Origin of the sequence: Methylobacterium sp. B1 (genome assembly GCF_000333255.1) — a bacterium.
Classification (GTDB): domain Bacteria; phylum Pseudomonadota; class Alphaproteobacteria; order Rhizobiales; family Beijerinckiaceae; genus Methylobacterium; species Methylobacterium fujisawaense.
Genome location: NZ_BACT01000503.1, coordinates 25,379 through 37,007 on the forward strand (window position 1 = coordinate 25,379; position 11,629 = coordinate 37,007).

The 11,629-nt window shown below is 69.7% G+C and carries 14 protein-coding genes; 10 read left to right on the forward strand and 4 right to left on the reverse strand.

Features of this window, described 5'->3' with window-relative positions; translation table 11 throughout:
• Positions 1-10: 10 nt before the first annotated feature.
• Positions 11-1,480, reverse strand: a complete 1,470-nt coding sequence (gene sufB / locus I53_RS14730) for a Fe-S cluster assembly protein SufB (protein ID WP_043351940.1) — start codon at positions 1,478-1,480, stop codon at positions 11-13.
• Positions 1,481-1,548: 68 nt separating this feature from the next.
• Positions 1,549-2,718 (reverse strand): cysteine desulfurase family protein, encoded by a 1,170-nt coding sequence (locus tag I53_RS14735; protein WP_043351942.1) that lies wholly within the window; start codon positions 2,716-2,718, stop codon positions 1,549-1,551.
• 273 nt (positions 2,719-2,991) lie between these two features.
• Here I53_RS14735 and I53_RS14740 point away from each other — a divergent pair, with 273 nt between their 5' ends.
• The 3 genes from I53_RS14740 (at position 2,992) to I53_RS14750 (ending at position 5,472) form a co-directional block, all read left to right on the forward strand.
• Entirely contained in the window at positions 2,992-3,648 is a 657-nt protein-coding gene (locus I53_RS14740; protein ID WP_043351944.1) for an alpha/beta hydrolase, read from the forward strand.
• Between the two features lie 85 nt (positions 3,649-3,733).
• Positions 3,734-4,120, forward strand: a complete 387-nt coding sequence (locus tag I53_RS14745; RefSeq protein ID WP_043351947.1) for a response regulator — start codon at positions 3,734-3,736, stop codon at positions 4,118-4,120.
• A 59-nt stretch (positions 4,121-4,179) separates the two neighbouring features.
• Complete coding sequence (locus I53_RS14750) at positions 4,180-5,472, forward strand: O-acetylhomoserine aminocarboxypropyltransferase/cysteine synthase family protein (protein WP_043351948.1); 1,293 nt, start codon at positions 4,180-4,182, stop codon at positions 5,470-5,472.
• 231 nt (positions 5,473-5,703) lie between these two features.
• On the opposite strand, the gene I53_RS14755 is transcribed toward I53_RS14750, so the two are convergent.
• Positions 5,704-6,873: an acetyl-CoA acetyltransferase gene (locus I53_RS14755; protein WP_043351950.1), complete on the reverse strand. Its 1,170-nt coding sequence runs from the start codon at positions 6,871-6,873 to the stop codon at positions 5,704-5,706.
• A gap of 202 nt (positions 6,874-7,075) precedes the next feature.
• The gene (locus tag I53_RS14760; RefSeq protein ID WP_374701327.1) at positions 7,076-7,558 is read right to left on the reverse strand and encodes an NUDIX domain-containing protein; all 483 of its coding nucleotides are present in this window, start codon (positions 7,556-7,558) and stop codon (positions 7,076-7,078) included.
• A gap of 219 nt (positions 7,559-7,777) precedes the next feature.
• Between I53_RS14760 and I53_RS14765 the strand changes: the two genes are divergently transcribed.
• The 7 genes from I53_RS14765 to I53_RS14795 form a co-directional block, all read left to right on the forward strand.
• Positions 7,778-8,269: a hypothetical protein gene (locus I53_RS14765; RefSeq protein WP_043351951.1), complete on the forward strand. Its 492-nt coding sequence runs from the start codon at positions 7,778-7,780 to the stop codon at positions 8,267-8,269.
• Positions 8,266-8,517: a monovalent cation/H+ antiporter complex subunit F gene (locus tag I53_RS14770; protein WP_043351953.1), complete on the forward strand. Its 252-nt coding sequence runs from the start codon at positions 8,266-8,268 to the stop codon at positions 8,515-8,517. The genes I53_RS14765 and I53_RS14770 overlap by 4 nt, the downstream gene beginning before the upstream one ends.
• Positions 8,514-8,798, forward strand: a complete 285-nt coding sequence (locus I53_RS14775; RefSeq protein ID WP_043351954.1) for a monovalent cation/H(+) antiporter subunit G — start codon at positions 8,514-8,516, stop codon at positions 8,796-8,798. The genes I53_RS14770 and I53_RS14775 overlap by 4 nt, the downstream gene beginning before the upstream one ends.
• Positions 8,795-9,046 carry a DUF4040 domain-containing protein gene (locus tag I53_RS14780; protein WP_043351956.1) on the forward strand — a complete coding sequence of 84 codons (252 nt, stop codon included), beginning with the start codon at positions 8,795-8,797 and terminating at the stop codon, positions 9,044-9,046. The genes I53_RS14775 and I53_RS14780 overlap by 4 nt, the downstream gene beginning before the upstream one ends.
• Entirely contained in the window at positions 9,043-9,819 is a 777-nt protein-coding gene (locus I53_RS14785; protein WP_043351958.1) for an MnhB domain-containing protein, read from the forward strand. Before I53_RS14780 ends, I53_RS14785 begins: the two co-directional genes overlap by 4 nt.
• Positions 9,816-10,223, forward strand: coding sequence for a sodium:proton antiporter (locus I53_RS14790; RefSeq protein ID WP_043351959.1), 408 nt, complete (start codon positions 9,816-9,818; stop codon positions 10,221-10,223). The genes I53_RS14785 and I53_RS14790 overlap by 4 nt, the downstream gene beginning before the upstream one ends.
• A partial coding sequence (locus tag I53_RS14795) for a proton-conducting transporter membrane subunit (protein ID WP_043351961.1) occupies positions 10,220-11,629 on the forward strand: 1,410 nt, incomplete at its 3' end. The genes I53_RS14790 and I53_RS14795, both read left to right, overlap by 4 nt.

Genomic DNA, 11,629 nt, shown 5'->3' on the forward strand with positions numbered 1-11,629 from the left:
GCCCAGGCGGTCAGCCCACCGAGCCTTCCAGGCTGATCGAGATCAGCTTCTGCGCCTCGACGGCGAACTCCATGGGCAGCTGCTGCAGCACGTCCCGGACGAAGCCGTTGACGATGAGTGCGGTCGCCTCCTCCTCGGAGAGGCCGCGCTGCTGGCAGTAGAACTTCTGGTCCTCGGAGATCTTCGAGGTTGTCGCCTCGTGTTCGAACACCGCCGAGGCGTTCTTCGACTCGATATAGGGCACGGTGTGCGCGCCGCACTGGTCGCCGATCAGCAGGGAGTCGCAGTTCGTGAAGTTCCGGGCGTTGGAAGCCTTCCTGTGGGCCGAGACGAGCCCCCGGTAGGTGTTCTGCGACCGGCCCGCCGAGATGCCCTTCGAGATGATCCGGCTCGTCGTGTTCTTGCCGAGATGGATCATCTTGGTGCCGGAATCGACCTGCTGCATGCCGTTCGACACCGCGATCGAGTAGAACTCGCCGCGGGAATCGTCGCCGCGCAGGATGCAGGACGGGTACTTCCATGTGATCGCCGAGCCGGTCTCGACCTGCGTCCACGAGATCTTCGAGCGGGCGCCACGGCAATCGCCGCGCTTGGTCACGAAGTTGTAGATGCCGCCCTTGCCCTCGTTGTCGCCCGGGTACCAGTTCTGGACCGTCGAGTACTTGATCTCGGCATCGTCCAGGGCGACGAGCTCGACCACCGCGGCGTGGAGCTGGTTGTCGTCGCGCTTCGGGGCGGTGCAGCCCTCGAGATACGAGACGTAGGAGCCCTTGTCGGCGATGATCAGCGTGCGCTCGAACTGGCCGGTGTCGCGCTCGTTGATGCGGAAATAGGTCGACAGCTCCATCGGGCAGCGCACGCCCGGCGGAATGTAGACGAACGACCCGTCCGAGAACACGGCCGAGTTGAGCGTGGCGAAGAAGTTGTCGGTCACCGGCACGACCGAGCCGAGGTACTTCTTCACCAGCTCGGGATGCTCGCGCACGGCCTCGGAGATCGGCATGAAGATCACGCCGGCCTTCTCCAGCTCCTTCTTGAAGGTGGTGGCCACCGAGACCGAGTCGAACACGGCGTCGACTGCGACGCGGCGCTCCGGCGCGATGCCCTCCAGCACCTCGACCTCGCGGAGCGGGATGCCGAGCTTCTCGTAGGTCTTCAGGATCTCAGGATCGATCTCGTCGAGCGACATCGCTGCCGGACGCTTGGGCGCCGCATAGTAGTAGATGTCGTTGTAATCGACCTTGTCGTAGGAGACCCGCGCCCACTCCGGCTCCTTCATGGTCAGCCAGCGCTTGTAGGCGTCGAGGCGCCACTCCAGCAGCCACGCGGGCTCGTTCTTCTTGGCCGAGATGAAGCGCACGACGTCCTCGGAGATGCCCTTCGCGGACTTCTCCATCTCGATGGTGGTCTCAAACCCGTACTTGTACTGGTCGAGGTCGATCGAGCGGACCCGGTCGATGGTTTCCTGCACGGCAGGCATCAGCGTCTCCTGGGCATCTCCGGCGTCAAGGGCCGGGAAGCGTCTGTCGGATAGCGGGGGCGCGGCCCTCAGGCCGCCTGCCCTCGCCGTCTATATAGGGGCTGCAAGGCCCGTTCGAAGGCGTCGAGGAAGCATGCCACCTCCTCGTCCACCGTGTTCCAGCCGAGGCTGACGCGCAGCGCCCCCCCGGCGAGGTCAGGACCGACGCCCATCGCGGCGAGCGTCGCCGAGCGCGCGACCTTGCCCGACGAGCAGGCCGAGCCCGACGACACCGCCACGCCGGCGAGGTCGAGGGCGATCAGGGCCGAGGGCGCATCGAGGCCCGGGACCGAGAAGCTGAGGGTGTTGGGCAGGCGCTGGGCCCCGGCGGCGAACACCACCGCGTCGGGCGCCAGGGCCCGGATGCCAGCCTCGATCCGGTCGCGCAGCGCCCCGAGGCGCGCGCTCTCCCGGTCGAGTGACTCGCGGGCGATCCGCGCGGCCTCGCCCATGCCGACGATGGCCGGCAGGCACTCGGTGCCGCAGCGCTGCCGGCGCTCCTGCCCGCCGCCCCGCAAAAAGGCGGTCTCCAGGGTGACGCCGTCGGCCAGCACCAGCGCGCCGACACCCTTCGGCGCCGCGAACTTGTGGCCCGACAGGGTCAGCGCGTCGAGGCCGAGGCCAGGCATGTCGAGGGGGATCTTCCCGGCCGCCTGCACCGCGTCGCTGTGGACCAAGGTCCGGCCGTGCTCGCGAGCCAACCCGACGATGTCGGCCAGCGGCTGCACGGCGCCGGTCTCGTTGTTGGCGGCATGGACCGAGACGAGCACGGACTCGTCGGACAGCGCGGCGAGCCGTGTCCCCAGGGCGGCGACGTCGACCACGCCGTCGGCCGTGACCGGCAGCGCCTCCGCGGCCGTTTCCGGGAACCGGTGACCCGCCGCGACGCAGGGGTGCTCCGTCGCCGAGTAGAGCAGCCGGGTCGGAGCTGGCGTGCTGCGGCGACGCAGGGCGCCCGACAGGGCGGCGTTGGCGGCTTCGGTGCCGCCGCTGGTGAAGACGACCTGTTCGGGCCGTGCCGTCACCAGGGCTGCGACTTCGGCGCGGGCCGCTTCAAGAGCGGCCCGGGCGGCCCGACCCTCCGCGTGGATCGAGGACGGGTTACCGTGGAGCATCAGCGCGCGCGCCACCGCCTCGGCGACGGCCGGACGGACCGGAGCTGTCGCATTGTAGTCGAGATAGGCGCGTCCCCGGCTCATCCGCGTTCCGTTAAGTCCTCTGCTGCGGCGCGTCACAATTCCTTGCCCGCGCACCGGCTCGCCGTGCTAAGGCGCGCCGAGAGAATGAGATCCCGCCGCCCCAATCCGGTCGGCGTGGCAGCCGGCGCGAAGCTTCAGGCGGCTTCTTTAGAATAGTTCTAATCATCTAGAACCATTCTAAGACTGCTTTTATGGGGCGCGCGCGACGAGTCAAGGCTGCCGCGTCGCCGTGCCGATCGCCCGGCGGGCGATCTCGAGAGTGAGAGACGAGCGATGCCCGAAGTCATCTTCACCGGCCCGGCCGGCCGCCTGGAAGGCCGTTATCAAGCCCCCAAGAAGCGCGGTGCGCCGATCGCCATCATCCTGCACCCGCACCCCCAGTTCGGGGGTACGATGAACAATCAAATTGTGTACAACCTTTTTTACACCTTCGCCAATCGCGGTTTCGCAGCCCTGCGTTTCAATTTCCGCGGGGTCGGCCGCAGCCAGGGCTCCTTCGATCACGGCTCGGGCGAGCTGTCGGATGCCGCCGCCGCCCTCGACTGGGTGCAGTCGGTCAACCCCGAGGCGAAGTCCTGCTGGATCGCCGGCGTGTCGTTCGGTTCGTGGATCGGCATGCAGCTCCTGATGCGCCGCCCCGAGATCGAGGGCTTCATCTCCATCGCCGCGATGGCGAACCGCTACGACTTCACCTTCCTGGCCCCCTGCCCCTCCTCCGGCCTGTTCGTGCACGGCTCCGAGGACCGGGTGGCGCCCGCCCGCGAGGTCATGCCGGTGATCGAGAAGGTGAAGACCCAGAAGGGCGTCATCATCGAGCACCAGATGGTCGATGGCGCGAACCACTTCTTCGACGGCAAGGTCGAGGAACTGACACAGACGGTGGACACCTATCTCGACAAGCGCCTGGGCAAGCGCGAGGAGGCGGCCTGACCGAACCGGTCCCGCGCCTTGACGGGGGGAGCCCCGGAGGAATAGGGCGCGGACTTCGGAATTGAGACTCACCTTCGCAGGTCTGATGTCAGATAGCCCGTCCGATCAACCCGTGGTGCTCCTGGTGGAGGATGACGGCCTCCTGCTGATGGAGGCCTCTGACACCCTTGCGGATGCGGGCTTCACCGTCGTCGAGGCGACGCACGCCGACAAGGCGCTGAAGGTCCTGGAGAACCGTGACGATGTCGGCGTCCTGATGACCGACGTCGACATGCCGCAGGGCTCGATGGACGGTTTCGCCCTCGCCCGCCTCGTGGCGTATCGCTGGCCGTCGATCCCCGTTCTGGTGGTGTCGGGCATGGGCACGCCCGGTCCCAACGACATGCCGGAGGGCGCCCGGTTCATTCCGAAGCCCTACGAGCCGACCACCCTGGTCCGAACCCTGCAGGCCTTCCTCCGCCGCGCGGCGTGACGCACGGATCCGCTCGGGCTGACGCCCCGGTCCGGGCATCGAACACCCGACCGAGAGCCATGACGGATCAGAACCGACCGCACCGTTTCGCGACCCGGGCCATCCATGCCGGCGCGGCGCCGGACCCCGCCACGGGCGCGCGGGTCCAGCCGATCTACTTCACCAACGGCTTCGTGTTCGACTCGACCGAGCAGGCGGCGGACATCTTCGCCGGCCGGCGGACCGGCTTCTCGTATTCCCGCGGCTCGAACCCCACCGTCGCCGCGCTGGAACGTCGCATCGCCGATCTCGAGGGCGCGAAGGCCGGCGTGGCGGTGTCTTCAGGACAGTCCGCCATGCAGCTGGTCCTGATGACGCTGATGAAGAGCGGCGACGCCTATGTCGCGTCGCCGCGCCTGTTCGGCGGGTCACTCGGTCTGATGCGCCGCCTCGATGGGCGCTACGACCTGAAGCCCCGCTTCGCACGCGGCATGGCCCCGGAGGATTTCGAGGCGGCCATCACCCCGGACTGCCGGGCCATCTTCTGCGAATCGATCGTGAATCCCTGCGCATCGGTGGTGGACCTCGATGGGATCGCCGCGGTGGCGCGGCGCCACAATCTCCCGCTCGTCGTGGACAATACCCTGGCCTCGCCGGCCCTGATCCGACCGATCGAGCACGGCGCCGACATCGTCTGGCACTCGACCTCGAAGTTCCTGAGCGGCTCCGGCCAGACCATCGGCGGCGTGATCTGCGACGCCGGCCGCTTCGACTGGGAAAAGGCCGGCGGCTACAACCTGATCACCGAGCCCTGGCCGGACTATGACGGCCTCGTCCTGACCAAGGCCTTCCCCGCAACCCCGTTCGCGGCCGCCTGCCGGTTCTTCGGCCTGCGCGACCTCGGGCCCGGCCTGTCGCCGATGAACGCGTTCCTGACGCTCATGGGCATCGAGACCCTGCCGTTGCGCATGGAGCGGCACTGCGCCAATGCGCGGGCGGTCGCGGCCTTCCTCAAGGACCATCCGGCGGTGGATTGGGTGAGCTATCCGATGCTGCCGGGACAGCCCGGGGAGGACCTCGCCCGGCGCTACACGCCGAACGGGCCGGGCTCGATCTTTACCTTCGCCCTGAAGGGCGGCGAGCGGGCGGCCCTGACGTTCATCGCCGCCCTGGAGCTGATCTCGCACCTCGTGAACATCGGCGAGATCAAGTCGCTGGCGATCCACCCGTCCTCGACCACCCACCGGCAGCTGCCGGAACACGAGAAGGCCGCCGCGCAGGTCGGGCCCGAAACCGTTCGCCTCTCCATCGGATTGGAGGACGAGGCCGACCTGATCGCCGATCTCACGCAGGCCTTGGACCGGCTGGGCTGAGCGAGACGCTCGCGTCCGAGGGGCGTGCGGCCCCTCTCCTCATCCGCCGCAACCGCAGCGAACCACGGCAATGTGCGCTGGCCGTCATCGCCCTGCTGGATTGCCGCGCCCCGGTCGCGAAGACGGCGACGGCGAGACCTCGCAAGGGCCTGACCTCTCGCGTTCGATCCTCGTCCGGTCCAGAGAGGAAGCCCGCCCCTCTGGATCGTCGCCGGGCCGCCGAGCCTCCGCTCAGCGCCGCCGTTCCAGGATCGACACGTAGTTGGCGACCGCCGCGCCGCCCATGTTGAAGATCCCGGCGAGTTCCGCACCGGGCACCTGCATCTCGCCGGCGTCGCCCATGAGCTGGAGGCAGGCCATCACGTGCATCGACACGCCGGTGGCGCCGACCGGATGGCCCTTGGCCTTCAGGCCGCCGGACGGGTTGATCGGCAGCCGCCCGCCCTTCTCGGCCAGGCCCTCGCGCACCACGCGGTAGCCCTCGCCGGGGGCTGCGAGGCCCATCGCCTCGTATTCGATCAGCTCGGCGATGGTGAAGCAATCGTGGGTCTCCACGAAGGAGAGGTCCTCGTTGGCGATCCCGGCCTGCGCGCGGGCCTTCTCCCAGGCCATCCGCGCGCCCTTGAACTCCGCCGGGTCGCGGCGGGACAGCGGCAGGATGTCGTTGACGTGGGCCCGGGCACGGAAGCCGATCGCCCGCTCCAGACCCTCCGCCGTCTCGGCATCCGCCACAACCAGGGCCGCCGCGCCGTCCGAGATCAGCGAGCAGTCGGTGCGCCGCAGGGGAGCGGCCACGTAGGGGTTCTTCTCCGAGACCCGGTTGCAGAAGTCGAAGCCGAGATCCTTGCGCAGCTGCGCGTAGGGATTGCCGACGCCGTTGCGGTGGTTCTTGGCGGCGATCCGGGCCAGCTCCTCGCTGCGGTCGCCGTAGCGCTGGAAATAGCCCGCCGCGATCCGCCCGAACACGCCGGCGAAGCCGCCCTCGATGTCGGCCTCCTCCTTCCGGTAGGAGGCGCCCAGGAGGATGTCGCCGGTCTCGGCGACGGTCTTGGCCGTCATCTTCTCGGCGCCGATCACAAGGGCCACGCGGCCGCGGCCGCTGTCGACGAAGTCGAGGGCCGCGTAGAGGGCCGCCGACCCGGTGGCGCAGGCGTTCTCCAGATGGGTCGCCGGGGCGTGGGCGAGGCCGGGCCGATTCACCGCCACCAGCGCGCCCTCGAAGCCCTGCTTCGAGAAGCCGGTGTTCATCGAGCCCACATAGATGCCGTCGACCTGGGATTCCTCGACGCCGGCATGGGCCAGCGCCTCGCCCGAGACCCGGGCGATCAGCCCTTCGACATCCGGCTCCTCCAGCTTGCCGAAGGGTGTGTGGGCCCAGCCCACGATGCAGGCGCGCGTCATCCGGTGACCTCCCGAGTCTTGCGCGGACGATGGGCCCGCCGTGGCCGGCGATCAAGACGTGCCGACGGCTCTTCGGAGCTTACTGCCTGCATGAGTGTCCTTCACGCAGGTCGTTTTCAGCGCAGGTGGAACGCGATCCACGCGACCCCGGCCAGCACCAGCGCGGTCAGCAGACCCTGGGCGAATGCGCGCTGGCGGTTCCTCACCGGTGGAACAGCTCCGGATGGCGTGCCCGGAGCGCCAGGATCAGGGTGAGCGTTTTCAGGTCGGTGATCTCGGCGCGGTCGGCCCGGGCGGCGAGCTCGGCCAGCGGGATCTCGACGACCCGGATGTTCTCGTGCTCGCCCTCGGCCCCGCCGCCAGCCTCGGCCCGATCAGGCAACCTGTAGATCGCGAGGTACAGGTGGATCTCCTCGGTGGTGAGGCTCGTGCAGGAATAGGTGGCGCCGATGAATTCCAGGGCGTGCAGGCGCAGGCCCACCTCCTCAATCGCCTCCCGGCGGGCATTCTCCTCAGGGCAGCGGTCATCGATCAGGCCGACCGGGGCTTCCAGCAGGACGTGCTCGCCGGCCGCGAATAGGGGCGGGACCCGCAACTCGCGCACGAGAGTCGAGATCTGCCGCTCCGGGTGGTAGGGCAGGATCCCCACCGAGTTGCCGTGATCTTCGATTTCCCGCTCGACCACGGCGCCGTACGGCGAGGCGCACCTGCGCGATGCCGAACCGGCTCCAGCCCTCGTGGAGGAAGCGGATGTTCAGGATCTCGGCCTTCATGCGCACTCCCATCTCTGATCGCCCTACACGGAAGCGTGTCTTCAAGTTCCGGGAACGCGGGCGCCCGCCGTGACGTTCGGTCGGGCATGCGCATGGCCACGCTTCCGCGGGGCGCGCTCCGGTCAGGATCGATGCGGGCAGGACCGATCAGCGGACTCAGAAGGCGCTCGGGGCGTGATGGCCTCGCGATCTGGGTCGCCCTAGCACTGACCTACATGGTCTTTGCCGGCTCGGTGAGCGTGAACGAGGGACTCGCCGCCCTCGTCTGCGCCAGCCTCGGGACGCTGTGGTGGTGGGGCGTCGGCCGGCGCGGCGGCGTGCGGTTCCGCTTCGACCGGGGGACGCTGCGGCCGATCTGGCGGGCCCTGCGCGGCTTGCCCCGCGAGACCGTTCAGGTGGGCGGCCAGCTGGTGAGGGCCCTGCGCGGCGGCGGCGCCGGCGGCGGGACGACCCGCGAGCGGAGCGCCTCCGACTTCGCCTGGGCGACGCCCGACGGTGCGACGGCGCCGGCCGCGCGGGCCGTCGGACTGCTCGCTGCCTCGCTCGCCCCCGACAGCTACGTCCTCACCCTCGACCGCGATCACGGAACGGTGGTGACGCACGGCCTGGAGGAGGCCCGATGACGGTCTGGACGGCCGCCATCCTGGCGCTGCTGCCGCCGCTCGCCGTCGCGGCGGCTTTGGCGTGGCGGGGCCGGCCCGGCCAGCGCTTCGCCGCCTACCAGCTCGCCGGCAGCGTCACGGTCCTGATCCTGACGCTCATGGCCTTCGCCACGGACCAGGCTTCGATCACCGACCTCGCCCTCACCCTGGTTCTGCTCAACCTGCCCGGCACGATGCTGCTCGCCGTCTTCCTGGAGCGCTGGATATGAGCGTCGTCATCGGTGTCCTGCTGGTCCTCGCGGTGGCGGTGACGTGGCTCGCCGCGCTCGCCCTGTGGCGCCTGCCGCGGGCCCTCGACCGGCTGCACGCGCTGGCCTTCCTCAACGTCGCGGCCTCAGTCCTCGTCACGGTGGCGGCGTTCCTCGCCGACGGCGTCTCCGGGCGCTCGCTCAAGATCCTGGTGATGATGGTGGTGTTCCTCGCCTGGGCGGCGGTGCTGTCGCACGTCTCCGGCCGGGCCGTGCTGATGCGCGAGGGGCGCTCGGCATGACGGCGATCCTGCCGCTGCTGTTCCTGTTCGCCGCGATCTCGGGCACAGCCGTGGTCCTCGTGCGCGATCCCGCCCGGCAGGTCTTCGCCATCGCGGTCAACGGGCTCGCCCTGGCGATCCTGTTCGACGCCCTTCAGGCGCCCGACGTCGCCCTGTCCGAACTGGCGGTCGGCACTGCGGCCGTCCCGCTCCTCTTCCTCGTGGCGCTCATGGCGGTGAAGACCCAGCCGCCCGAGGAGGATTCGTGAGCCCGAACGCTCGGATCTTCCTTCTGGCCCTCGCGGGCCTCGTCCTGCTCCCCGGCGCGGCGGCGGTGATCGCCGGCTTGCCGCCCTTCGGATCGACGATCGCGCAGTATGGCGAACGCATCAACGCGGTCGCCCCCGAGGCGCGGCACGTCGCCAACATGGTCAGCGCCATCAACTTCGACCTGCGCGGCCTCGATACCCTCGGCGAGGAGTTCATGCTGCTCGCGGCGATCACCGGCACGGTGGTGCTGCTGCGCGGGCGGCGCGGCGAGGGCAACACCGCGCGCGCCATGCGCCGGCCCGGCCGCGCCGTGATCCCGCGCTCGGAGGCCGTCGTGCTCGCCTGCCGGATCGCCGGCCCGCTCACCGCGCTGTTCGGCCTCTACGTCGTGCTGCACGCGACCGTGACGCCGGGCGGCGGCTTCCAGGGCGGCGTCATCCTCGCCTCCGGGACCCTGCTGATCTATCTCGGCGAGGGCTATGCCGGCTGGCGCGACGCCATCCGCAGCCACTGGCTCGACGCCCTGGAGGGCGGGGGCGCGCTCCTCTTTGCCCTGTGCGGGCTGGCGCCGATGCTCACCGGCGCCGCCTTCATGCAGAACATCCTGCCGCTCGGCACCTTCCGCGACCTGTTCTCGGGCGGCCTGATGCTCGTCGAGAACCTCGGCGTCGCCTTGGCGGTGACGGGCGGCTTCACGCAGCTCTTCCTGGAATTCATGGAGGAGACCCGCGAGGCGCGCGAGCCCGAGGAACCGGGGGAGGAATCCGCGTGAGTGTTCTCCCCTACGCGGTTGCCGCGTGGCTGTTCGGGATCGGTCTCTACGGCATCGCCACGAGCCGCAACTTCATCCACCTCGTGGGTTGCCTCGGCGTCTGCCAATCGGCGACCTACGTGCTCCTGCTCGGCCTCGGCTATCGCTGGGGCAGCATCGCGCCGATCTTCTACGACCACCCGCCGGGAACGCCCGCCGTCGACCCGGTGATGCAGGCGCTGGTGCTCACCGACATCGTGGTCGGCGCAACGCTCACCGCGCTTCTCCTCGTCCTGACGATCCAGGCCTACAAGCGCGGCGGCAGCCTGGACCCTGAGAAGCTCCGGCCGATGCGCGCGGGCGGCCAGTCCGGGCGCGATCGGGGATCGAACCGGGTGGGCGATGGGGAGCGGAAAGCCTCGTGACCGCTTTTCCCGCCGCCCTCCTCCCGCTACCGGTCGCCATCCCGCTCTTGATCTGCGCGGCGATGCTGGCGACCGCCCATTTCCTGCCAGGCCGCCTCCCCGACATCCTGGCGACGCTGGCGGCCTTGAGCGTCGCGGTGCTCTGCGGCGTCATCGCCGTGCATGCCGCCGACGGGCCCCTGGTCTACTGGTTCGGCGGCTGGGAGCCGCGCGACGGCGTCCATCTCGGGATCGGCTTCTCGGTGGACGAGGCCAGCGGCTGGGTCGCGGCCTTCATCGGCCTCCTCTACGCCCTGACCTTCGTGTTCGCCTGGGGCTTCTTCGATCGCACCCACGGCCACTTCCACATCCTGATGCTGTTGTTCCTGGCCGCCATGGTCGGGTTCTGCTTCACCCGCGATATGTTCAACCTGTTCGTGTGGTTCGAGGTGATGAGCGTCGCGGCCTTCGCGCTGACGGCCTACCATCTGGCGGAATCGTCCCTGGCAGGTGCCATCAACTTCACCGTGGTCAACAGCCTCGCGGGCTTCCTGATGCTCGGGGGCATCGGGCTGATCTACGCCCAGACCGGCACGCTCGATTTCGAGGGCATCGCGGCCGCCGTGGCGCGAGGCGGCCGGGATCCGGTGGTGGCTGGAGCCTTCTGCCTCGTGGCGTCCGCCCTGATGATCAAGGGCGCGATCGTGCCGTTCCAGTTCTGGCTCGCCGACGCCCACGCGGTGGCGCCGAGCCCGGTCTCGGTGATCTTCTCGGGGGCGATGGTCTCGCTCGGGCTGTTCGGCCTCGCGAAGGTGAGCGCCGTCGTGTTCGGCGGCTCCGATCAGGTTCGGCACGCCCTGCCGGCGCTCCTCATCGGCCTGGGCAGCTTCACCGCCTTGTTGGGCGGCTGGATGGCCCTGCTGCAGCGCCACCTGAAGCGGATGCTCGCCTTCTCGACGATCTCGCATGCCGGGATCATGCTCACCGGCCTCGGGGCCCTCTCGGTGGACGGGACCGGCGGGATGCTGCTCTACGTGGTGGGCCACGGGCTGGTGAAGGGGGCCCTGTTCATGATCGCCGGCATCCTGCTCGCGACCCAGGCCAGCATCGACGAGATCGCCCTGCGGGGTCTCGGACGGGGGATCTGGCCCGCCGGGATCGCCATGGGTCTGGCCGGGCTGCTGCTCTGCGGCCTCCCGCTCGGCGTGCTCGATCAGGGCACGCGCCTGGTCCAGGGCGCGCTGGCGCAGCAGGGGCACGGGATCGCGCTGGCGGCCGGCGCCATCGGCGCGGCCCTGACGGGGGCGGCGGTGCTCCGGGCGGCAGGACGCATCTTCCTGGGCCTGGGGCCCGATCCCGGCGACGAGGCCGGGGCACCGAGCGAGGACGAGCGCGAGAAGGCCAATCGGCCGCTCTGGCTGATGCTG

Excerpts from the sequence above, each read along its gene's own strand:
- sufB (WP_043351940.1), bottom strand. The coding sequence starts at position 1,480 with ATGCCTGCCGTGCAGGAAACCATCGACCGGGTCCGCTCGATCGACCTC.
- I53_RS14735 (WP_043351942.1), bottom strand. The coding sequence starts at position 2,718 with ATGAGCCGGGGACGCGCCTATCTCGACTACAATGCGACAGCTCCGGTC.
- I53_RS14740 (WP_043351944.1), top strand. The coding sequence starts at position 2,992 with ATGCCCGAAGTCATCTTCACCGGCCCGGCCGGCCGCCTGGAAGGCCGT.
- I53_RS14745 (WP_043351947.1), top strand. The coding sequence starts at position 3,734 with ATGTCAGATAGCCCGTCCGATCAACCCGTGGTGCTCCTGGTGGAGGAT.
- I53_RS14750 (WP_043351948.1), top strand. The coding sequence starts at position 4,180 with ATGACGGATCAGAACCGACCGCACCGTTTCGCGACCCGGGCCATCCAT.
- I53_RS14755 (WP_043351950.1), bottom strand. The coding sequence starts at position 6,873 with ATGACGCGCGCCTGCATCGTGGGCTGGGCCCACACACCCTTCGGCAAG.
- I53_RS14765 (WP_043351951.1), top strand. The coding sequence starts at position 7,778 with ATGCGGGCAGGACCGATCAGCGGACTCAGAAGGCGCTCGGGGCGTGAT.
- I53_RS14770 (WP_043351953.1), top strand. The coding sequence starts at position 8,266 with ATGACGGTCTGGACGGCCGCCATCCTGGCGCTGCTGCCGCCGCTCGCC.
- I53_RS14775 (WP_043351954.1), top strand. The coding sequence starts at position 8,514 with ATGAGCGTCGTCATCGGTGTCCTGCTGGTCCTCGCGGTGGCGGTGACG.
- I53_RS14780 (WP_043351956.1), top strand. The coding sequence starts at position 8,795 with ATGACGGCGATCCTGCCGCTGCTGTTCCTGTTCGCCGCGATCTCGGGC.